This is a genomic window from Pseudothauera rhizosphaerae (genome assembly GCF_004801305.1).
Classification (GTDB): domain Bacteria; phylum Pseudomonadota; class Gammaproteobacteria; order Burkholderiales; family Rhodocyclaceae; genus Pseudothauera; species Pseudothauera rhizosphaerae.
The window spans coordinates 241,320-261,112 of record NZ_SSOD01000004.1 but is presented as its reverse complement, the minus strand read 5'-3'; the positions used below and the strand labels follow the sequence as shown (position 1 = coordinate 261,112).

16 protein-coding genes are annotated in these 19,793 nt (G+C 71.8%); 10 read left to right on the top strand and 6 right to left on the bottom strand.

The window, feature by feature from the left end; all coding sequences use genetic code 11:
• The first annotated feature begins 9 nt into the window (after positions 1 to 9).
• From E6O51_RS06885 to E6O51_RS06855, 7 genes are all read left to right on the top strand, one after another.
• Positions 10 to 2,136, top strand: a complete 2,127-nt coding sequence (locus tag E6O51_RS06885; RefSeq protein WP_136384230.1) for a multiheme c-type cytochrome — start codon at positions 10 to 12, stop codon at positions 2,134 to 2,136.
• On the top strand, positions 2,133 to 2,528 hold the full coding sequence (locus E6O51_RS21815; RefSeq protein ID WP_168735207.1) for a type II secretion system protein GspG: 396 nt from the start codon (positions 2,133 to 2,135) through the stop codon (positions 2,526 to 2,528). The genes E6O51_RS06885 and E6O51_RS21815 overlap by 4 nt, the downstream gene beginning before the upstream one ends.
• A 40-nt stretch (positions 2,529 to 2,568) precedes the next feature.
• A complete protein-coding gene (locus tag E6O51_RS06875; RefSeq protein ID WP_136384229.1) occupies positions 2,569 to 3,510 on the top strand; it encodes an AAA family ATPase in 942 nt (313 codons plus the stop codon).
• Positions 3,507 to 4,388: a DUF58 domain-containing protein gene (locus tag E6O51_RS06870; RefSeq protein ID WP_136384228.1), complete on the top strand. Its 882-nt coding sequence runs from the start codon at positions 3,507 to 3,509 to the stop codon at positions 4,386 to 4,388. Before E6O51_RS06875 ends, E6O51_RS06870 begins: the two co-directional genes overlap by 4 nt.
• Positions 4,385 to 6,490 carry a transglutaminase family protein gene (locus E6O51_RS06865; RefSeq protein WP_136384227.1) on the top strand — a complete coding sequence of 702 codons (2,106 nt, stop codon included), beginning with the start codon at positions 4,385 to 4,387 and terminating at the stop codon, positions 6,488 to 6,490. The genes E6O51_RS06870 and E6O51_RS06865 overlap by 4 nt, the downstream gene beginning before the upstream one ends.
• Before the next feature lie 49 nt (positions 6,491 to 6,539).
• Positions 6,540 to 7,730 (top strand): FTR1 family iron permease, encoded by a 1,191-nt coding sequence (locus tag E6O51_RS06860; RefSeq protein ID WP_168735206.1) that lies wholly within the window; start codon positions 6,540 to 6,542, stop codon positions 7,728 to 7,730.
• A 75-nt stretch (positions 7,731 to 7,805) separates the two neighbouring features.
• Positions 7,806 to 8,150: a zinc ribbon domain-containing protein YjdM gene (locus tag E6O51_RS06855; protein ID WP_136384225.1), complete on the top strand. Its 345-nt coding sequence runs from the start codon at positions 7,806 to 7,808 to the stop codon at positions 8,148 to 8,150.
• Positions 8,151 to 8,216: 66 nt separating this feature from the next.
• Here E6O51_RS06855 and E6O51_RS06850 read toward each other — a convergent pair whose 3' ends face one another.
• The gene (locus E6O51_RS06850) at positions 8,217 to 9,218 is read right to left on the bottom strand and encodes a cytochrome-c peroxidase (protein WP_136384224.1); all 1,002 of its coding nucleotides are present in this window, start codon (positions 9,216 to 9,218) and stop codon (positions 8,217 to 8,219) included.
• Positions 9,219 to 9,383: 165 nt separating this feature from the next.
• Positions 9,384 to 10,964: an ABC transporter permease gene (locus tag E6O51_RS06845; RefSeq protein ID WP_230976721.1), complete on the bottom strand. Its 1,581-nt coding sequence runs from the start codon at positions 10,962 to 10,964 to the stop codon at positions 9,384 to 9,386.
• A gap of 229 nt (positions 10,965 to 11,193) precedes the next feature.
• Here E6O51_RS06845 and E6O51_RS06840 point away from each other — a divergent pair, with 229 nt between their 5' ends.
• The 3 genes from E6O51_RS06840 to E6O51_RS06830 are packed head-to-tail and all read left to right on the top strand — an operon-like array spanning position 11,194 to position 13,790.
• Positions 11,194 to 12,300, top strand: coding sequence for an ABC transporter ATP-binding protein (locus E6O51_RS06840; protein ID WP_136384222.1), 1,107 nt, complete (start codon positions 11,194 to 11,196; stop codon positions 12,298 to 12,300).
• Complete coding sequence (aat, locus tag E6O51_RS06835) at positions 12,297 to 13,004, top strand: leucyl/phenylalanyl-tRNA--protein transferase (protein ID WP_136384221.1); 708 nt, start codon at positions 12,297 to 12,299, stop codon at positions 13,002 to 13,004. Before E6O51_RS06840 ends, aat begins: the two co-directional genes overlap by 4 nt.
• A gap of 33 nt (positions 13,005 to 13,037) precedes the next feature.
• On the top strand, positions 13,038 to 13,790 hold the full coding sequence (locus E6O51_RS06830) for an arginyltransferase (RefSeq protein ID WP_136384220.1): 753 nt from the start codon (positions 13,038 to 13,040) through the stop codon (positions 13,788 to 13,790).
• Positions 13,791 to 13,815: 25 nt separating this feature from the next.
• Here the strand turns inward: E6O51_RS06830 and E6O51_RS06825 are convergent, their stop codons facing one another.
• The 4 genes from E6O51_RS06825 to E6O51_RS06810 form a co-directional block, all read right to left on the bottom strand.
• Positions 13,816 to 15,918, bottom strand: coding sequence for an ATP-dependent helicase (locus E6O51_RS06825; protein WP_136384219.1), 2,103 nt, complete (start codon positions 15,916 to 15,918; stop codon positions 13,816 to 13,818).
• 70 nt (positions 15,919 to 15,988) lie between these two features.
• Positions 15,989 to 17,389, bottom strand: coding sequence for a sigma 54-interacting transcriptional regulator (locus E6O51_RS06820; protein ID WP_136384218.1), 1,401 nt, complete (start codon positions 17,387 to 17,389; stop codon positions 15,989 to 15,991).
• Positions 17,386 to 18,015: a hypothetical protein gene (locus E6O51_RS06815; RefSeq protein ID WP_136384217.1), complete on the bottom strand. Its 630-nt coding sequence runs from the start codon at positions 18,013 to 18,015 to the stop codon at positions 17,386 to 17,388. Before E6O51_RS06815 ends, E6O51_RS06820 begins: the two co-directional genes overlap by 4 nt.
• On the bottom strand, positions 18,005 to 19,411 hold the full coding sequence (locus E6O51_RS06810) for a sensor histidine kinase (RefSeq protein WP_136384216.1): 1,407 nt from the start codon (positions 19,409 to 19,411) through the stop codon (positions 18,005 to 18,007). The genes E6O51_RS06815 and E6O51_RS06810 overlap by 11 nt, the downstream gene beginning before the upstream one ends.
• Between the last annotated feature and the right edge of the window lie 382 nt (positions 19,412 to 19,793).

The following is a 19,793-nucleotide window of genomic DNA, read 5'->3' as shown; positions in this document are numbered from 1 at the left end:
GGGAGAACCATGCCTCACGGCGTCTCCCTCACCGGCCCCACCGCGGTCAACCACGCCTCGGCACCGGCCGGCCTGGCGTGGCGCACCCGCGAGACCACGCGGCAGTTACTCCATGCGCTGCTCGTCGCCCTGGCGATCACGCTGCTCACCGGCCTGGCGCTCTGGCTGGGCCCGCCGCACGGCCCGCTCGTACAGGTCCTGCTGTCCGCCCACCTGGTGGCGGGCGTGCTGGCCCTGATCCTGCTGGCCGCGTTCGCCACCGTCCATTTGCGGGACGGGCGCGAGCCGCCGGCCTGCGTCGCCCTGCCGCTGCTGTTGCTGAAGAACTGCCGCCACGACCGGACCGTGCGCCACCGCCTGATCGGCCACGGCCTGCTGTGGGCGCTGGCGCTGGTGCTGCTGAGCGGCCTCGCCATCGCCGCACCCGCCGTCCTCTACCTGGCCGGCAACCCGGCCACGCTGCCCTACGGCGCCCATGTGTGGCTGCTCGACGTACACCGCTGGGCCGCGCCGTTCGCGGTCGCCGGCCTGCTCGCGCACCTGCGCCGGACCCGGGGGGCGCCGCAGCGGGCCGCGTGGCGGCCGTTCGGACTCGCCTGTATGGGATGCATGGCGCTGGGCACCGCCCTGTGGGCCGCCCTGCCGCCGGACAGGGCCCTCGGCGTCGTCGTAGCGCGGGACATGCCGTTCTATTCCCTGCCTTTCGGCGACCACCCGTTCGCCCCCGGCGAATGGAAGACCGCCGACGGCGGGCTGGTGAACTGGCGCGGCGTGCCCTCCGCGAGAAGCTGCGGCGAATGCCACCGGCGCGAATTCATGGAATGGAGCGCTTCGATGCATGCGATTTCCGATCGCGACCTGATCTACGACGCCTCGGTGCGGGAGAACGTCGCCGCCTCGCGCGCCGGCGCGCAACACGGCACCGAAAAGGGCCGCTGGTGCGAGTCCTGCCACAACCCGCTTGGCACGCTGACCGGTTTCGTCACGCCGCTGCCCAGCGTGCAGGAGACCGAAGCCCTGGAAGAGGGGGTGGGCTGCGTCGTCTGCCACACCGCCACCCATCCCGAGCCGCTGGCCGGCAACGGCGCGCTCACCTCGCACATCAACGGCGTGCGCCGCAGCGTCCATCCAGCCATGATCATGGCTGCGCCCTCGCGCCACGCGCTCGACATGCAGGCGCGGCGCGATGCCCCCCACATGGGAGAGAGCGGGCTGTGCGGCGCCTGCCATACCGAGATCCGCATGCCGGTGGTGGCCGGCCAGCACCCGCTGCACTTCCAGGAAACCTACGACGAATGGCGCCGCTCGCCCTTTGCCGCGCAGGGGGTGCAATGCCAGGACTGCCACATGGCGCGCGACCCGGCGTCCTACATCGCAGCGCTCAAGCGCGGCGAACGCCCGCGCAGGACGGTATCGCACCGCATCCCCGGCAACAACTACCTGCTCTCCGACCCGGATCTGCCCGGCGGCCTGACGCACACCCTGCGCGGCGGCTCCCCCGGCGGCATCAACCGGCTGTTCCAACGCGCCGAATATCACGACGAACTGCGCGAAACGCGCCGCCAGGTGCTCGGCCTGCTGGAAGCCGCGGCGGAACTCTCGATCCACTCCGCGAGCACCGGCGGCGGCGACCTGGCCCTCACCGTCGAGGTCCGCAACACCGGCGCCGGCCACGCCCTGCCCACCGGGCCGCTCGACCAGCGCCACATGTGGCTGGAAGTCGAAGTCCTCGACGGCGCGGGGCGCACGCTGCACCACAGCGGCGCCTTCGATGGAACCAGCGGCGCCATCGACCCGACGGCGCCGATGTGGGTCAAGCACATGCTCGACGACGCGGGCAGGATCGATCTGCGCCACCTCCTGTTCGACACCGACCGCCTGGTGTATCCGCGCAAACCGATCGCAGCGGGGGCCGCCGAACGCATCGGCTACGCGGTGGCCCTGCCGCCGGACGCCCGGGCGCCTTACACGGTACGGGCCCGGCTGTGGTACCGGCTCGCCTTCGAACCCATCCTGGAGAACATCGGACGCCAGGGCATGGGAGAGATCGAGACCGTCATCCCGCCGGTGCTGATGCAGACCGCCGAGCGCGTGCTCCAGCCTGCCCCGCTCGCCCGTGCGGAGGCAGCGCGATGACGGCCGCAGCGCGCCGCGGCGGCGGCCTCCTCGTCACCATGGCCTGGCTGCTGCCGCTCGCGGCGGCCGTCGCCATCGGCGCGCAACTCCATGCCCAACGGGATACGGACGAGTTGCGCGCGGCGTCGCGGGCGCGCGACGACATCCGCGTGCTGGTCGCGGCCCTGCTCACGCCCCGGCCCGGCGGGCGGGCCATGCCCACCACGGCCGACGGGCTGGACGCGCTGGTGGCCGACGACACCCTCGCCTTCGTGCCGCCGGACCCCTGGGGACGGCCCTACCAATTCCGCAATCCGGGGACTTCGAGCGCGTTCGAAGTCTATTCCCTCGGTCCCGATGGCGTCCAAAGCAGCGACGACATCGTGAGCTGGAACCTCTACGGCGGGCGCTGACGCCCGCCCCCTCCCCGCTTCACCGACAAGGACCCGTCCCATGAACTCTCCTGCAGACATCGCCCCACCGCCGGCCGGCACCGTCCTGGCCGGCGCCCGGGCCGCCATCGAACGCCACCTGCTCGACAAGCCGCAGACCGTCCGCCTCGCGCTGGCCTGCATCCTCGCCCGCGGCCATCTGCTCATCGAGGACCTACCCGGCCTGGGCAAGACCCTGCTCGCCCAGGCGCTGGCCACCACGCTGGGGCTGGACTTCCGCCGCGTGCAGTTCACCAGCGACCTGCTGCCGGGCGACCTGCTCGGCTGCGCGGTGTTCGACCGCGGCAGCGGGCGCTTCGACTTCCGCGAGGGGCCGGTCTTCACCCAGGTGCTGCTGGCCGACGAGATCAACCGCGCCTCGCCCAAAACCCAGAGCGCCCTGCTGGAAGCCATGGAGGAGCGCCAGGTCTCCATCGAAGGCCAGACCCGCCGTCTGTCGGCGGTGTTCTTCGTCCTCGCCACGCAGAACCCCCTGGACCAACACGGCGTCTTCCCCCTGCCCGAGGCCCAGCTCGACCGCTTCCTGATGCGCCTGTCCATCGGCTACCCGTCGCCCCAGGCCGAACTGGAACTGCTGGGCGGGGAAGACCGCCGCGCCCTGCTCGCGCGCCAGCCCGCCCTGCTCGACGGGGAGCGCCTGCTCGCCCTGCAGGGCGACGCCGCCACGCTGCACGCCAGCCCGGCCCTGCTCGCCTACATCCATGCGCTCCTCACCGAAACCCGATTGTCCGGCCTGTTCCGCCACGGCCTGTCGCCCCGCGCGGGCCAGGCCCTGCTGGCCGCCGCGCGCGCCTGGGCGCTGCTGGACGGGCGCGACCACGTGCTGCCCGCGGACGTGCAGGCGGTACTGCCGGCCGTGGCCGACCACCGCCTGCAGCCGGCCGGCGGCGGCGACAGCGGCGCGCTGCTGGCCCGCATCGTCGCCGCGGTGCCACTGCCGTGAGCCGGCCGCGCCTGCGCCCCACGGCAGCCGGCTGGGTGTTCGCCGCACTGCTCACGGTGCTCTTCCTCGCCGCGGCCAACTACGGCAACAACCAGGTCTTCCTGCTGGTGTTCCTGCTCGCCGCCACCGCCGCCCTGTCCGTGTGGCCGAGCTGGCGCAACCTGCGCGGCCTGACCATACACAGCGGCGAACCGGCACCCGTGTTCGCCGGCGAGACGGCCTGGCTACCGCTGACCCTGCCGGGCGGCGGTGGTACCCCGCGCCACGGGCTGCGCATCGCCACCGACGGCGGCGCGCGGGACGTCGCCCTGGCCGCCCCCGACGGCACGCCGCAGGCGGCGGGCGCAGCACTGCACCTGCGCGTACCCCTGCCCTGCCCGCAGCGCGGCTGGCGCCCGGTCGGCACGCTGCGCCTGTACTCCCGCTACCCCTTCGGCCTGCTCGAAGCCCGCCTCGACCACCATTGCCCGGCGCGCGTGCTGGTGTGGCCCGCGCCCGCCGCGAGTGCCCCGCCGCCTCCGGCCGCCGCCCACGGCGAGGCCAGCGACACCCTGGGCGACCTGCGCCAGTGGCAGGAGGGCGAATCCCTGCGCCGCATCGCCTGGAAGATCTGGGCACGCAGCGACCAGTTGCTCGCGCACGGCTTCGAAGGCGCCCAGGGCAGCCATGCGGCCGTCCTCGACTGGGACGCCCTGGCCGGCGACGCGGAAGACCGGCTCGCCCGGCTGGCCCGCCAGGTGCTGGACGCGGAGGCCGGCGGCGGCGACTACGCCCTCGTGCTGCCCGCCCTGCGCCTGCCCGGCGGGCGCGGCGAACGGCAGCGCCACGCCTGCCTGCGCGCGCTGGCGCTGCACGGCAGCGCGGAGGCGGCGGCATGAAGCGCCTCACCGCCTGGTGGCCATCCCTCGCCGCCCGCAGCCACGGCCGCCCCGACGACGAAGTACGCACCGCGCTGCCGTGGATACTCGCCACCCTGCTCACCGCCTTCGTCCCGGCCCTGTGGCATCTGCCGCCGTGGATGGTGCCGCTGGCCCTGCTGCCGCTGGGCCTCAAGGCCTGGGCCTGGCGCACGGGGCGCGCAGTGGGGCCGTGGTGGTGGGGCAGCCTGCTGGCGCTGTCCATCCTGGTGCTGGCGCTGACCCACCGCCAACTGGGCGCGGGCAACAGCGTGCTGGCCGCCTTCGTGCTCGTGCTCGCCATCAAGGCGCTGGAAACCCAGCGCCGCCGCGACGCGCTGCTGCTCGTGTTCGGTGCCTGCGTGCTGGCGGCGCTGGCCATGGTGCATTACCCGGACGCCATCGCCCTGCTGCTCCTGCTGCTGCTTGCGCCCGCGCTGCTGGCCGCGCTGGCGGCGCTGGCCGGCACGCCGCGCCCGCTGCGCACCGGCAGCACCCTGCTGGGCCTGGCCCTGCCGCCCGCGCTGCTGCTGTTCCTGCTGGTGCCGCGCATTCCCGGGCCGCTGTGGGACTTCGGCCTCGCCCTGGGCCTGCCCATCGGCATTTCGCTGGATCGCGGCACCGGCGGCCGCGGCGCGGAGGGCGTGTTCACCCCCGGCGCACCCCGCGGCACGGGCGGCGGCGACGGTACCGCGCTGGTGGCCGAGTTCGACGGCTACGTGCCGCCGGTCTCCCGCCTGTACTGGCGCGGCCCGGTGCTGTGGCGCTTCGACGGGCGGGACTGGCACGCCGCGGAAGGCTTCGAGCGGCGCGCGCAGGTCATGGCCACGGCCTTCCGCAGCCGCGAGCAGTGGGCGGCCGAATGGCGCACCCCCGGCCGCCTGCTGTCCTACCGCATGCGGCTCGCGCCCCACGGGCAGAAATGGCTGTACGCGCTGGACCTGCCCGCCGAGCCGGTGGCCGAATCCTTCCTCACGCGGGACTACCAGTTGCTGTCCATGAGCGCGATCATCGACGAGACGCGCTACCAGGCCACCGCCTACCTGGACGGCCGCATCGGCCGCGAGCCCGATCCCGCCCGCCTGGAGGCCGCGCTGCAACTGCCTCCCGGCCGCAACCCGCGCCTGGTCGAGCTGGGGCGCCGCATCGCGGCGGAACACCCGCAGCCGCGCGAGCGCGCCGTGGCCGCACTCGAATACTTCGGCAAGGGCGGCTACCGCTACGACGAGAAGGTCGGCGCGCCGCAGACCGAACATCCCTACGACGCCTTCCTGTTCGACACCCGCGAAGGCGGCTCCGACCTGCTGGCCGCCAGTTTCGTGCTGCTGATGCGCGCCGCGGGCGTGCCGGCCCGCCTGGTGGCCGGCTACCGCGGCGGACGCCTGATGGCGTTGACCGACTTCGTGCTGGTCAAGGAATCCCATGCCCACGCCTGGAGCGAGGTCTGGCTGGCGGACGAGGGCTGGATGCGCCTAGACCCCACCGACTTCGTCGCCCCCCAGCGCTTCGCCGACGACAAGCCGGCCGCCGCGCGCAAGCCGGCGGCGCCGGCGCCCGCGGCGGCCGGTGCTCCCGGCACCCCGGCCATCGTCACGGCCGCCCCGGTGGTGCAGGCCGGGCCGGCCTCGTCCGCTGCCGATGCCTCCCAGCGCGGCTGGCTGGCCATGCTGGACAAGTGGGTGATCCGCTACGACGCCCGGCGCCAGTCCGAACTGTTCGGCGACGGGGAATCGGTCAGCGGTGGCTGGGCCATGCTCAGCGCGGCCCTGGCCGGCATCCTCCTGCTGCTGGCCGGCCTGTACGCGGCCTTCGCGCGCTGGACGGCATGGCGCCGCGCCGATCCGGTGCAGCGCGGCTGGGAGCGCATCCGCCGCCAACTGGCGCGGGGCGGCCTGGAGGTGGCGTCTTCCGAATGCCCCCATGCCTTGTCCCGCCGCCTGGCCGGCCATCCCCACGGCGCCCACGCGGCGGAGCTGGCCGCCGCCTACGCCCGCCTGCGCTACGGCCACCCCGCGGGCGGCGAGGCGGCGGCCTTCGCGCGGGCCTGCTACCACTTCCGCTTCTTCCCGGACGGCGAACGATGAGGGCCGCGCCCCCGTCCGCCGCCGCCCTTCGGTCCCCGGAGCCTCCCCCATGCTTTCCCTCTGCCGCCGCTTCCTGCTCGCCGCGCTGTGCGCGCTGCTCGCCCCCGCCGCCCAGGCCGAGGCGCCCGACTACGCGGTGGTCACCGCCACCATCCTGAGCCGCGCCGAAGCGGCGCTGGACGCCTACGATCCCGCCAGCCCGGAAGCGACCGCGAGCGAGTTCTCCACGCTCTACTTCGGCGTGTTCGAATCCAGCGGCATGGAGCTGGCGCTGATCCAGGCCGACCGCAGCCTGCTGCTGGCCATCGAACTGCGCTTCGGCCAGATGGTGCGCCAGGCCATGAAGGGCGAGCCGCGCGAGCGCCTGCGCGCCACCTGGGCGGAGCTGCGCCCCATGCTCGAACAGGGCGCGGCGCTGCTGGGCACCAGCCCGGCGCTGGACGGCGCCTTCGACATTGCCGTGCAGGCCGCGCTCATCGTGCTACGTGAGGGCGCGGAGGCCATGCTGGTGGTCGCCGCGCTCGCCGTCTACCTGCGCCGCACCGGACAGTACGGCCATTTCACCGCGCTGTGGGGCGGCGTCGGCGGTGCGCTGGCGGCCAGCCTGGCCACGGCCTGGGCCTTCTCCACGCTGCTGGCCTCGGCCGGCGCCGCGCGCGAAACCATCGAAGGCGCCTGCCTGCTGGCGGCGGCCACCCTGCTGCTGTGGGTCAGCCTGTGGATCTATTCCCACCGGGAGATCGCCCACTGGCAGGACTACCTGAAGACGCGCCTGGACCAGGCCGCCACCGCCGACAGCGGGTGGACCGTGGGCAGTACGGCCTTTCTCGCGGTCTACCGGGAAGGCGCCGAGACCGTGCTGTTCCTGCAGGCCGTGGGCGGCAGCAGCGCGCCCGCCGGTGCCGTGGCCGGCGGCGCGCTGGCCGCCGCATTGCTGCTCGGCGCCGCCTGGCTAGTGCTGCGCAGCACCGCCATGCGTCTGCCGCTGAAGCCCTTCTTCACCGCCACCGCGGTGGTGCTGTTCGTGCTGGCCATCAGCTTCGTCGGTAAGGGTATCCTCGAACTGCAGGTCGCCGGCCTGGCCGACATCAGCCGCATCGAAGGCGCGCCGGAGTGGCCCCTGCTGGGCATCTTCCCGACCGCGCAGACGCTCGGTGCGCAGGGCGCAGCGCTGCTGCTGTGCGCGCTGGCCTTGCTGTGGCCGCAGTTGCACGGCGGCGGACGCAAGCCCGCCGCGTGATGGGAGAGCGCACTTGCCCTGCCCCGGCGCAAGGCGCTACCCTCGCCGCCTTTCCATCAGCAGCAGGGCTCCATCATGGCTACGATTCCCGCCTGTCCCCAGTGCACCCTCGAAAACACCTACCCGGACGGCGACAACTACGTGTGCGCCGACTGCGGCTACGAATGGCCGCAGGCCGCCGCCGAACAGGATGCCGACGAGGGCGAGCGGCAGGTGCGCGACGCCAACGGCAACCTGCTGGCGAGCGGCGACACCGTGGTGGTGGTCAAGGACCTGAAGGTGAAGGGTTCCTCCACCACGCTGAAGGTGGGTACCAAGATCAAGAACATCCGCATCGTCGGCAGCGGCGACCACGAGGTGGACTGCAAGACCGACGCGGGCAACTTCATGCTCAAGGCCTGCTTCCTGCGCAAGGCCTGAACGTATCGGCAAGGTGAACGAAAAAACGGGGGCCGTGGCCCCCGTTTGTTCTTGCCTGGCTGCGGCTTACTTGCCGAACGGCTGCGGACGCGGCGTGGCATCCGTGGAAGGCGGCAGAACCGGCAGCGTGAAGCTGGGCTGGTCGCCGGTCAGGGTCTTCAGGAAGGCGACGATCTTGGCGTTCTCGTCCTTGGTGAACTTCTTGCCCAGTTGCAGGCGGCCCATGACGTCCACCGCTTCGGTCAGGGTGTTGGCGGCGCCGTCGTGGAAGTACGGGTAGGTCATTTCCACGTTGCGCAGCGTCGGCACCTTGAACATCATGCGGTCGGCATCCTGCTTGGTCACGTCGGCACGGCCTTGGGCGGCAGCCGTGGTCTTGTAGGGCTCGACCAGGCCCATCTTCTGGAAGGAAGTGCCGCCGACGGCCTCGCCGTTGTGGCAGGCGACGCAGCCGCTGTTCTTGAAGAGCTGGTAGCCGGCCAGTTCGGTGGCGGTGATGGCGTCCTTCCTGCCCAGCAGCCACTGGTCGAAGCGCGAGTTCGGCGTGACCAGGGTCTTCTCGAATTCGGCGATCGCCAGGGTGACCTGGTCGATGGTGATCTTGTCGGTGCCGAACACGGTCTTGAATTCACGCACGTAGCCGGGGATGGATTCCAGCACGTCGATGGCCAGGGTGTGGCTGAAGGCCATTTCGCCCGGGTTGGCGATCGGGCCGCCAGCCTGCGCCTTGAGGTCGGCCGCGCGGCCGTCCCAGAACTGGGCGATGGCCAGGCTGGAGTTCAGCACGGTCGGCGCGTTGATCGGGCCCTGCTGCCACTTGTCGCCGATGGAGGTCGGGATGTTGTCCGTACCGCCCATGGACAGGTTGTGACAGGAGTTGCAGGAAATGAAGCCGGACTTGGACAGGCGCGGATCGAAGTAGAGCTTCTTGCCCAGTTCGACCTGGCCGAGGTTGATGTTCTGCGGCGGACGGATCGGCTGGATCGGTTCGTCGGCTTGGGCGTGGACGGTCTGGGCGGCAATGCCGGATACCAGGGCTACGGCAACGGACAGGACGGTGCGTTTCATCGCTTACTCCCTTTCATCGTGGGTCTGAATTCTGGACGCAGTCTAACCACCGGAAAGAGTCGCGATTTGACGACGATCAAAGAAGGCGCATTTCCACGACTCCCCGCTGCGGAACATACACCGCCGCGCCGGACGGCGGGCAGGAGAGCGGCCCGGCGCGGACCGTCAGGTGCTGACGCGCTCGCCCTTCACGATCTGGCGCGAGATGATGAACATGGGCAGCAAGCCCACCGCGACGATGGTCAGCGCCGAGGTGGAGGCTTCCGCCAGGCGCTCGTCGGCGGCCAGCGTATGGGCCTGGGTGGCGAGGGTGTCGAAGTTGAAGGGGCGCATCACCAGCGTGGCCGGCAGCTCCTTCATGACGTCCACGAACACCAGCAGCCCTGCGGTGAGGAGGCTGCCGCGCAGGATGGGCACGTGTACCCGGCCCAGCGTGGCCCACTTGCCGTAGCCCATGCTGCGCGAGGCGTCGTCCATGCTGGGCGTGATCTTGCCCAGGCTGGATTCCACCGAATGCAGCGCCACCGCGAGGAAGCGGCTCAGATACGCATACACCAGCGCGGCGATGCCGCCGGTCAGCAGCAGGCCGGGATTCACCCCGAAGGCCGAGTGCCACCACGCGGCGATCTGGTTGTCCAGGCGGGTCACCGGGATCAGCACGCCGACCGCGATCACCGAACCCGGCACCGCATAGCCCAGCGCCACGATGCGGTTGAGCATGTCCGGCAGGCGCGTGCGCGCCAGGCGCGCCGCATAGGCCAGCACCACCGCCAGCACCACCGCCAGCAGCGCGGTGACGGCCGCCAGCACGAAGCTGTTGCGCGCGAGTTGCACGAAACGCGCGCCGAACTGGGCGTCGCCCTCGGTCAGCGCCATCTCCAGCAGCAGGAAACCGGGCAGCAGGAAACCGAGGAAGAGCGGCATGAAGCAGGCGAAGGCCGTCACGGCGCCGGCCAGCGGCCCCAGGCGCTGGCGCACGGGGCGCGCCGCGCTGCGGGAGGTGTTGTGGAAGCGCGCGCGGCCGCGGCTGGCGCGTTCCAGCAGCAGCACGAGGATGACGAAGGCGAGCAGCGCGGCGGACAGTTGCGCCGCGGCGATGCGGTCGCCCAGGGAGAACCACGCGCTGTAGATGCCGGTGGTGAAGGTCTGCACGCCGAAGTAGGCCACGGTGCCGAAATCGGCCAGGGTCTCCATCAGCGCCAGCGTGGTGCCCGCCACCACCGCCGGCCGCGCCAGCGGCAGGGACACGCGGAAGAAGCAGCCCCACGGTCCCAGCCCGAGCGAGCGGCCGGCCTCCAGCATGCCCGCGGCGCGCTCCAGGAAGGCCGCCCGCGCCAGCATGTAAACGTACGGATAGAGCACGAACATGAACATCGCCACCGCGCCGCCCACCGAGCGCACGTCGGGGAACCAGTAGTCCCCCGCGCGCCAGCCGAAAGTCTCGCGCAGCCAGCTCTGCACCGGGCCGACGAACCTCAGCGTGTCCGTATACACGTAGGCCATCACGTAGGCCGGTACCGCCAGCGGCAGCACCAGCCCCCATTCGAAGAAGCGGCGGCCGGGGAAGTCGTGCATGGTGGTCAGCCAGGCCGTGGTCACCCCTATGCTGGCCGCCCCCAGACCCACGCCCACGCACAGGATCACCGTGTTGCCCAGGAACTCGCCCAGCACCGTGTCGACCAGGTGCGACCAGGTTTCCGAGGTGCCACCCACCAGCACGTTGGAGAACACCGAGAGCACCGGCATGGAGATCAGCGCGGCGATCAGCACCGCCACCACCGTGAGGGTGGACCAATGCTGGCGCAGGCGGATGCCGATGCCCGGCCGTCCTGTCCTCACTTCCTGGGTGATCTCCATTGCGTTCCCGTCGTTGCCTGTGCCGCGTCGGCCAAAGCGAAAATTATAATTGATCGCATTTGGGATTCCGCGGTGCAATAATGTTTTCGCCCCCCCGCCGCTCCCGTCAGAATCCGCAATGTCCCATCTGCAACTCACCGACATCGACCTCGCCTTCGGCACCCATCGCGTCGTGCGCAAGCTTTCCCTGCGCCTGGAGAAGGGCCGCATCGGCTGTCTGCTCGGCCCCTCCGGCTGCGGCAAGACCACGGTGCTGCGCTGTATCGCCGGCTTCGAGCACGTCGCCGCGGGCGAAGTGCGCCTGGACGGCCAACTGGTGAGCAGCCGGGACATCCACGTGGCGCCCGAGCAGCGCCGCATCGGCATGGTGTTCCAGGACTACGCCCTGTTCCCCCACCTGACCGTGGCCGAGAACGTCGCCTTCGGCCTGCGCGGCGCAACGCCGGAGGAAAAGCGCGCCCGCGTCGATGAACTGCTCACCACCGTGGGCCTCGCCGACCAGGGTGCCAAGTACCCCCACGAACTTTCCGGTGGCCAGCAGCAGCGCGTGGCGCTCGCCCGCGCGCTGGCGCCGCGCCCGGCCCTGCTGCTGCTGGACGAACCGTTCTCGAACCTGGACGTGGAACTGCGCGAACGCCTCTCCCACGAGGTGCGCGACATCATCAAGGCCAGCGGCACCACCGCCATCCTGGTCACCCACGACCAGCACGAGGCCTTCGCCGTGGCCGACGAGATCGGCATCATGCACGAAGGCCGCATCCAGCAATGGGACACGCCCTACAACCTCTACCACCGCCCGGCCAACCGTTTCGTCGCGGACTTCATCGGCCAGGGCGTGCTGCTGCCCGGCACCGTGGTCAACGAGCGCCAGGTGGAGGTGGAACTGGGCACGCTGGACAGCACGCTGGCGGTGGAGTGTCCCGGCGGCTGCAGCCGCAACTGCGCCGTGGACGTGCTGCTGCGCCCGGACGACGTCGTCCATGACGACGCGAGCCCCACGAAGGCCCGCGTGGTCAAGAAGGCCTTTCGCGGCGCGGACATTCTGTATACGCTGGAACTGCCCAGCGGCACCCGGGTGCTGTCCCTGGTGCCCAGCCACCACGACCACGCCATCGGCGAGACCATCGGCATCCGCCTGGACGTGGACCACGTGGTGGCCTTCCACGGGGACACGCCCGCAACGGCGGAGCAGCACGCACAGGACCTGGTACACATCGCTCCATGATTCCCTGGTTGTTCGACCGGCCGGCCTTTCCGCCGGTCGAGCGCGCCCTGACGGAACCGGCGGGCCTGCTCGCGGCCGGCGGTGAACTGTCGCCCGACTGGCTGCTGGCCGCCTACCGGCGCGGCATCTTCCCCTGGTACAGCCCCGGCGAACCCATCCTGTGGTGGAGTCCGGATCCGCGCCTGGTGCTCTACCCGCGCGAGATCCGCATCACCCGCTCGCTGCGCAAGACCCTGCGCCGGGGCCGTTTCGAAATTCGCCTGGACACCGCTTTCACCGACGTCATGGCCGCCTGCGCCGCGCCGCGGGAACCGGGCGGCGGCACCTGGATCACCGCCGAAATGCAGGCGGCCTACGGCCGCATGCATGAACTGGGCTTCGCCCACAGTGTCGAATGCTGGTCGGATGGCAGGCTGGCCGGCGGACTGTACGGGATGGCCTTGGGGCGCGCCTTCTTCGGCGAATCCATGTTCTCCCGGGAGACCGACGCCTCCAAGGTTGCGCTGGCCCACCTGACGCGCTTCCTTGAGGCACGCGAATATGCCGTGATAGATTGCCAAATGACGACGCAGCACCTGCTGTCCATGGGCGCGCACGAGATTTCCCGCGCCGCCTTCTGCGCCGGGCTGGACGCCTGGACCCGCGAGGGGCCCCCGCCCGGGCGCTGGCCGGCAGACGCTGCACAAAACATCGACTGGCGCTGACGCCGGCGAGCCCGACAGAGAGAGGGCAGGACCATGCAGAAAGACTATCCCTATGCGCTGATCCAGTTCTACGCCACGGCCCCCTACGCCTGTTCCTACCTGCCGGAGCGCATGGCCCGCTCCCAGGTCGCCACCCCGGGCCACCTGATCGACCCGCACATCTACAGCGAACTGGTGCGCAACGGCTTTCGCCGCAGCGGCACCTTCACCTACCGCCCCTACTGCGACAACTGCCGCGCCTGCGTGCCGGTGCGGGTGGCGGTCAACCGCTTCCTGCCCGACCGCAGCCAGCGCCGCGCAGCGCAGCGCCACGCCGACCTGGTGGCGACCGAACGCCCGCTCGCCTTCGAGGAAGAGCATTACATGCTCTACCAGCGCTACCAGGCCTCGCGCCACGCCGGCGGCGGCATGGACCAGGACAACCGGGAGCAGTACGCCCACTTCCTGCTGCAAAGCCACGTGGACACCCGCCTGGTGGAGTTCCGCGAGCGCGGCGTGCTGCGCATGGTGAGCGTGATCGACCGCCTCACCGACGGGCTGTCCAGCGTCTACACCTTCTACGATCCCGACGCGCCCCACGCCAGCTACGGCACCTACGGCATCCTGTGGCAGATCGAGGCCTGTCGCCGCCTGCACCTGCCCTACGTCTACCTGGGCTACTGGATAGGCGAAAGCCCGAAGATGTCGTACAAGTCGCGCTTCCGTCCGCTGGAAGGCCGCGTGCGCGGCGAATGGCGGCCCTATGAGGAATTCGCCGACGAATTCCCGCGGCCGGAGGAGGCCTGAAAAAGTTCATCGCGGGCAAGCCCCCTCAATCCCACATCCCGCGCATCTTCGCCGCCAGATCCAGCGCCGCCTGGCGCGAATCCGGGGTGCCGCGCAGTTCCGCCGGCGGTTCGGGCCAGGACATCTGCTCGAAATGCCCCAGCATGCGGTTGGAGATGAAGCGGGTGCGCCCCGCATACACGTGGCGGTCGCCCAGGCCCTGCTGGCCGCTGACGTAGAAGCGCTGCGGCGCCACCAGTTCCAGGTGGTCCCGGGCGCGGGTCATGGCCACGTAGAGCAGGCGGCGCTCCTCGTCGATCTCCAGCGTGCTGCGGGTGGAGATGTCCGACGGGATGCAGCCGTCCACCGCATTCAGCACCGTCACCGAGCGCCATTCCTGGCCCTTGGCCGAGTGCATGGTGGACAGGATCAGGTAGTCCTCGTCCAGCAGCGGCATGCCGGCCTCGCCGCTGGTGGCGCCGGGCGGGTCCAGCGTGAGTTCGGTGAGGAAGCGCTGCCGCCCCGGGTAGGTGGCGGCGATGCGGGCGAGCTGCTGGATGTCCCCCTGGCGCACCGTCGCGTCGTCGTACAGGCCCGGCATGTGCGCCTCGTACCAGCGGCAGGCGCGCTCGAAGCCGGCCGGCCAGGCGGCGTCGGCGCGGCGCAGTTCCTCCACCAGCGCGGCGAATTCCGCCCAGCCGGCGCGCGCGGCCTCCGGCACCGGCTGCTCGGCCAGCAGTTCGCAGCCGGCGGGCGCCGCAGCCAGGTTGTCCAGCACCCGCGCCGCGCTCTTCGGGCCGATGCCGGGCAGCAATTGCAGCACGCGGAAGCCCGCCACCCGGTCGCGCAGATTCTCGGTCCAACGCAGCAGCGCCAGCACGTCCTTGACGTGGGCGGCTTCCAGGAACTTGAGCCCGCCGAACTTCACGAAGGGGATGTTGCGCCGGGTGAGTTCCATCTCCAGCCGCGCGCTGTGGCTGGCGGCGCGGAACAGCACCGCCTGCTGGCGGAGCTCGATACCCTCCTCCCGCCGCGCCAGCACGCGCTCGACGACGAAGGCGGCCTGGTCGGCCTCGTCGCGCACGCTCACCAGTTGCGGGCGCACGGCGGATTCGCGCGCGCTCCACAACTCCTTGTCGTAGCGCTCGGCGGCCTGGGCGATCACCGCGTTGGCCGCGGCCAGGATGGGCTGGGTGGAGCGGTAGTTGCATTCCAGGGTGACGCGGCGCGCCGGCGGGTCGAAGTGCGCGGGGAAATCCAGGATGTTGCGCACCGTGGCGCCGCGGAAGGCGTAGATGGCCTGGGCGTCGTCGCCCACCACGGCGAGGCCGCGCCCGTCCGGCTTCATCGCCAGCAGGATGCGCGCCTGCAGCGGGTTGGTGTCCTGGTACTCGTCCACCAGCACGTGGCGGAACTGGTCGCCCACCTCCCGCGCCAGGGCGGGCTCGTCCATCATGTGGGCCCAGTAGAGCAGCAGGTCGTCGTAGTCCAGCACCTGCTGGGCCTGCTTGGCCGCCACGTAGGCGCGGAACAGGGCCTTCAGTTCGGTTTCCCATTCGGCGCACCAGGGGAAGGTGGATTGCAGCACCCCGGCCAGCGGCGCACCGGTATTCACCGTGGCGGAATAGATCGCCAGGCAGGTGCCCTTCAGCGGAAAGCGCCGCTCGCGGGTGGACAGCCCGGCCTCGTGGCGGGCGAGGTTCATCAGGTCGGCGGAATCCTCCCGGTCGTGGATGGTGAAGGCCGGGTCCAGGCCGATGCGCGCCGCGTAATCCCGCAGCAGGCGCGCGCCGATGGCGTGGAAGGTGCCGGACCATTCCAGGTTTGCCTGCGCCAGCCAGGGATGTTCGGCCGCCGCGTGGCCGAGGATGCGCCGCACCCGCCGCCCCATCTCGTCCGCCGCGCGGCGGGAGAAAGTGAGCAGCAGGATGCGCGCGGGGTCGGCGCCGTGCAGGATCAGGTGCGCGACCCGGTGAGCCAGCGTGTTGGTCTTGCCGGTGCCGGCGCCGGCGATGACCAGCAGCGGGCCGGGAACGCCGGCACCCCCGGCGCCGTGGGTCACGGCTTCGCGCTGCGCGGCATTGAGCGGTTCCAGCCAGTCGGCAGCGGTGGAGGCGACGGCAACGGAGGGGGAGGCGGGTGCGTTCATGCCTGTAATTCTATCCAGTCATGGCCGCGCAGCGGTAGTGCGCGGGGTGGCCGCATGGAGCGGTCCGCGCTCAGCCCTCGCCGCCCTCCTCCGCCGTGCCGCCCGCGCCCTCGCCGCGGAACAGGCTGGGCACCAGGGCATGGCGCTGCAGCAGGCGGTAGAACTCGGTGCGGTTGCGCTCGGCCAGGCGCGCGGCGTCCGACACGTTGCCGTCGGTGAGCTTGAGCAGGCGGATCAGGTAGTCGCGCTCGAAGCGCTGCTTGGCCTCCGCATAGCTCGGCACTTCCATGCTGCGCACGCGCAGCGCGCGTTCGATCAGCGCCAGCGGAATCAGCGGCGTGGTGGCCAGCGCGCAGGCCTGCTCGACCACGTTCTGCAACTGGCGCACGTTGCCCGGCCAGGCCGCGGTGCTCAGCGCCTCCAGCGCGTCGGGGGCGAAGCCGTGCAGGGTCTTGCGGTACTTGCGCGCCAGGGTGTCGAGGAAATGCTTGGCGAGCAGGGGGATGTCCTCGCGCCGCTCGTCCAGCGTCGGCAGCGTGAAGCTCACCACGTTCAGGCGGTAGTACAGATCCTCGCGGAATTCGCCGGCGGCCAGAGCGGCGTCCAGGTCGCGGTGGGTGGCCGACAGAATGCGCACGTCGATCGGCTCGGCGCGGCTCGCCCCCACCGGACGCACCGCGCGCTCCTGCAGCACCCGCAGCAGCTTGACCTGCAGCGCGGGCGGCATGTCGCCGATCTCGTCGAGGAACAGGGTGCCGCCGTCGGCGGCCACGAACAGGCCGCTGCGCGCGCTGGCCGCGCCGGTGAACGCGCCGCGCACGTGGCCGAACAGTTCGGATTCGAGCAGGGCCTCGGGAATGGCGCCGCAATTGATCGCCACGAAGGGGCGCGCGGCGCGCGGACTGGCGCGGTGGATGGCGCGCGCCACCAGTTCCTTGCCGGTGCCGCTGGCGCCGCGGATCAGCACGCTGGCGTCCGCATCGGCCACCAGGCGGGCTTCGTCGAGCACGGCCGCCATGCGGCTGCTGCGGCTGATGATGCCCTCGCGCCAGCGCTCGGGTGCCTGGGCGTCGGCCGCCTGCGGCACGCCGGCAGCCTGCAGCGCCTGGGCGATCTTGTCGAGCAGCGCCCGGCCGTCGAAGGGCTTGGTCAGGTAGCCGGACACGCCGCGGGAGGTGGCCTCGACCGCGTCGGGAATCGTGCCGTGGGCGGTCAGCAGGATCACCGGCAGCGTCGGATTGCCGCGCCGGATGTCCTCGAACAGCGCCAGCCCGTCGCGTCCGGGCAGGCGCACGTCGCTGACCACCAGCGCAAAGCGCTCCACCGCCAGCAGTGCCACCGCCACCTCTGCGCTCTCCGCGGTGCTCACCCGGTAGCCGCCGGCGCGCAGGCGCATCGACAGCAGCCGCAGCAGGTCGCGGTCGTCATCCACCACCAGCAGGTGGGCGCCGGCGGGACGGGCGGACTTCATGGGGCGTCCCTCCGCGGCGGCGCCAGCTCCACGGGCGGCGGCAGGCTCGAATCCGGCGACGGACGGGCGGGCAGGCTGCGTTCGATCTCGGTGAGCGCATCGAGCTTCTCCTGCAGGGCGGCGCGTGCCTGCTCGCCCGCCACCAGGCGGGCGTCCAGGCGCTCGATCAGGCGGCCCAGGCGCTGGCGCTCGCCGACGTTCTCGGCGAGCAGAAGCGCCAGCGGACGCACTGCCAGCGCGTCTTCGTCCCCGGCGGCGAGCACCGCATCGAGCAGTGCGCGGGCGCGCACCAAGTCGGCCTCCGCGCCCGGCCGGCCGAGCACCATCGCCTGGCACAGGCGGGCGAACGCATGGGTGCCCGGCGCGGCCAGCGCCCGGGCGCGCAGCCCATCGAGGTCCGCGTGGCGGCGCAGCGCAGCCTGATAGGCGAGCAGCGCATCGACCGGCGCCGGATCGCGCGCCCCCGCGGCCGGGCAGGCGGGCGTGCTACCGGCCGCCGACGGGACGGCCGGCGCCTCGTCGCGCCCGGCCGGCTGGCCGGACAGGCTGCAGCCGGCCAGTGCGAAGGCCGCCAGTACGGCCACCGGCCGCGCCGCGGCGCGCCGGCCGGGCAGTTCAGAAGTCATGGGGCAGCTCCACCCGGAAATGCGCACCGCGCGCATCCGGCATCAGTTGCACCCGGCCGCCGTGGGCGAGCACGAATTCGCGCACGATAGACAGTCCCAGTCCGCTGCCGTGGCGCGGGGCCGGCGGCGGGCGGCGGCTCTGGAAGAAGGGTTCGAAGATCCGCCCGGCGTCCTCGGCGGGCACGCCGGGCCCCTGGTCGATGCAGTCCACCCGCACCCAGCCCGGCACGCGCGACAGCACGAGGCGGATCTCGCCGCCGTCCGGACTGAAGGACACCGCGTTGCCGACCAGGTTGGCGAACACGATCTGCAGCTTGTCCGGGTCGGCCTCGATCTTCGGCACCGTGCCGCTCACCGTGGCGCGCAGGCCGCGCGCCTGCAGTTGCAGGCGCTGCCCGTCCAGCACGGCGTGGAGCAAGGCATCGAGGGCGACGGTCCGCCGCTTCAGGCTGCGCGCGTCGAACACCGCGGCGTTGTAGCCGAGCAGGCTCTCGATGCGCTCCTGCAGCACCCTGGCGTTGTTCTCCAGGATCGCCACCACCTCGTGCTGTTCGCCGCTCAGCGCGCCCACCACGTGGTCGTCGAGCAGCGCGATGCCCTCGCGCAGCGCGGCGAGCGGCGTCTTGAGTTCGTGGGAGACGTGGTGCAGCAGGTGCGCACGGTTGGCTTCCAGGTCGGCCAGGCGCTCGCGCAGCCAGTCCAGACGGCGGCCGAGACGGCGCAGATCGGCGGGCCCGGCGATCGCCACCGGCTGGTCGAAGCGGCTCGCGCCCAAGCGCTCGATGGCGTTCTCCACCGCCTTCAGCGGGCGCAGCATCCACCAGCCGGTCAGCGCGGCGAACAGCCCTGCGGCCACGAAGGCGGCCAGCACGTGCCACGCCAGGGTGGTGCGGTGCCCTTCCAGGTCCACCAGCAGGCGCTGGCTGTTGCGCCCCAGTTGCACCCGCAGCGCGGTCGCCAGTTGCTCGTTGAGCGGCGTGAGCCGGGCGAGCGGCAGCGTCACCTCGCCCTCCTGCCGGGCCGGCCGGGCGAGCGCCGCGGCGGACTCGGCGGCCGCCTCGCGCCAGCCCGCCACCAGGGCGGCCGCATGGGGCAGGCCGAACGCCTCGATGCGTTCGAGCGCGCCCAGCGACTCCCGGTGCGCCTCGGCGAAGCGCGTGAGCAGCACGGGATTCCCGAGCACCAGGAACTGCCGTGCGCTGCGCTCCATGTCCACCGTGCGTTCGGCCAGTTGCTGCACCGCCGCGGTGGCGTACAGGCCGCCGCGCGCGCCCTCGTGGCTGCGCGCGGCGAAGGCCTCGAACGCAAACAGCCCGCTGAGCGCCGCCGAGCCGAGAATCGCGGCGATCAGCAGGAAACTCGCCAGCAGGGTATGACTGAACGACAGGCGGGACACGGCGGCAGCCTGGCATGGAGGTCGGAGGAAGTGCTCCCGGCGGGGCGGCGGCGCGCCACGCCGGGCGCCGTCCATCGGTCGATGGATACCGTGCATCAGTCTAGGGCGCCGGCGATCGTCCCTGCGGTAATCAATTGCAATTCCCGCCATGAAGCACTGCCGCGCCTTTCCGCCGCATGCCAGTCCTGCGCCGCGGCGGGCGGCCCGCGGCGGGCACCGTGCGGCCCTTGACCGGCGGCCGCAGCGCCCCGGATACTTGCCTGCGGGCAGCGCAAGACACCGCCCTTGCCAGGCTCGCCATAGATTTTGCTTCTGACGTCCGCCCCCGTCGTGCGACACCTCCCGGCCCCGGCCAACCACCGGCCCCGATCGTCCGCCGGCC

Excerpts from the sequence above, each read along its gene's own strand:
- E6O51_RS06820 (WP_136384218.1), bottom strand. The coding sequence starts at position 17,389 with ATGAAGTCCGCCCGTCCCGCCGGCGCCCACCTGCTGGTGGTGGATGAC.
- E6O51_RS06815 (WP_136384217.1), bottom strand. The coding sequence starts at position 18,015 with ATGACTTCTGAACTGCCCGGCCGGCGCGCCGCGGCGCGGCCGGTGGCC.
- E6O51_RS06825 (WP_136384219.1), bottom strand. The coding sequence starts at position 15,918 with ATGAACGCACCCGCCTCCCCCTCCGTTGCCGTCGCCTCCACCGCTGCC.
- E6O51_RS06860 (WP_168735206.1), top strand. The coding sequence starts at position 6,540 with ATGCTTTCCCTCTGCCGCCGCTTCCTGCTCGCCGCGCTGTGCGCGCTG.
- E6O51_RS06850 (WP_136384224.1), bottom strand. The coding sequence starts at position 9,218 with ATGAAACGCACCGTCCTGTCCGTTGCCGTAGCCCTGGTATCCGGCATT.
- E6O51_RS06830 (WP_136384220.1), top strand. The coding sequence starts at position 13,038 with ATGCAGAAAGACTATCCCTATGCGCTGATCCAGTTCTACGCCACGGCC.
- E6O51_RS06865 (WP_136384227.1), top strand. The coding sequence starts at position 4,385 with ATGAAGCGCCTCACCGCCTGGTGGCCATCCCTCGCCGCCCGCAGCCAC.
- E6O51_RS06885 (WP_136384230.1), top strand. The coding sequence starts at position 10 with ATGCCTCACGGCGTCTCCCTCACCGGCCCCACCGCGGTCAACCACGCC.
- aat (WP_136384221.1), top strand. The coding sequence starts at position 12,297 with ATGATTCCCTGGTTGTTCGACCGGCCGGCCTTTCCGCCGGTCGAGCGC.
- E6O51_RS06855 (WP_136384225.1), top strand. The coding sequence starts at position 7,806 with ATGGCTACGATTCCCGCCTGTCCCCAGTGCACCCTCGAAAACACCTAC.
- E6O51_RS21815 (WP_168735207.1), top strand. The coding sequence starts at position 2,133 with ATGACGGCCGCAGCGCGCCGCGGCGGCGGCCTCCTCGTCACCATGGCC.
- E6O51_RS06845 (WP_230976721.1), bottom strand. The coding sequence starts at position 10,964 with ATGCCGGTGCTCTCGGTGTTCTCCAACGTGCTGGTGGGTGGCACCTCG.
- E6O51_RS06875 (WP_136384229.1), top strand. The coding sequence starts at position 2,569 with ATGAACTCTCCTGCAGACATCGCCCCACCGCCGGCCGGCACCGTCCTG.
- E6O51_RS06840 (WP_136384222.1), top strand. The coding sequence starts at position 11,194 with ATGTCCCATCTGCAACTCACCGACATCGACCTCGCCTTCGGCACCCAT.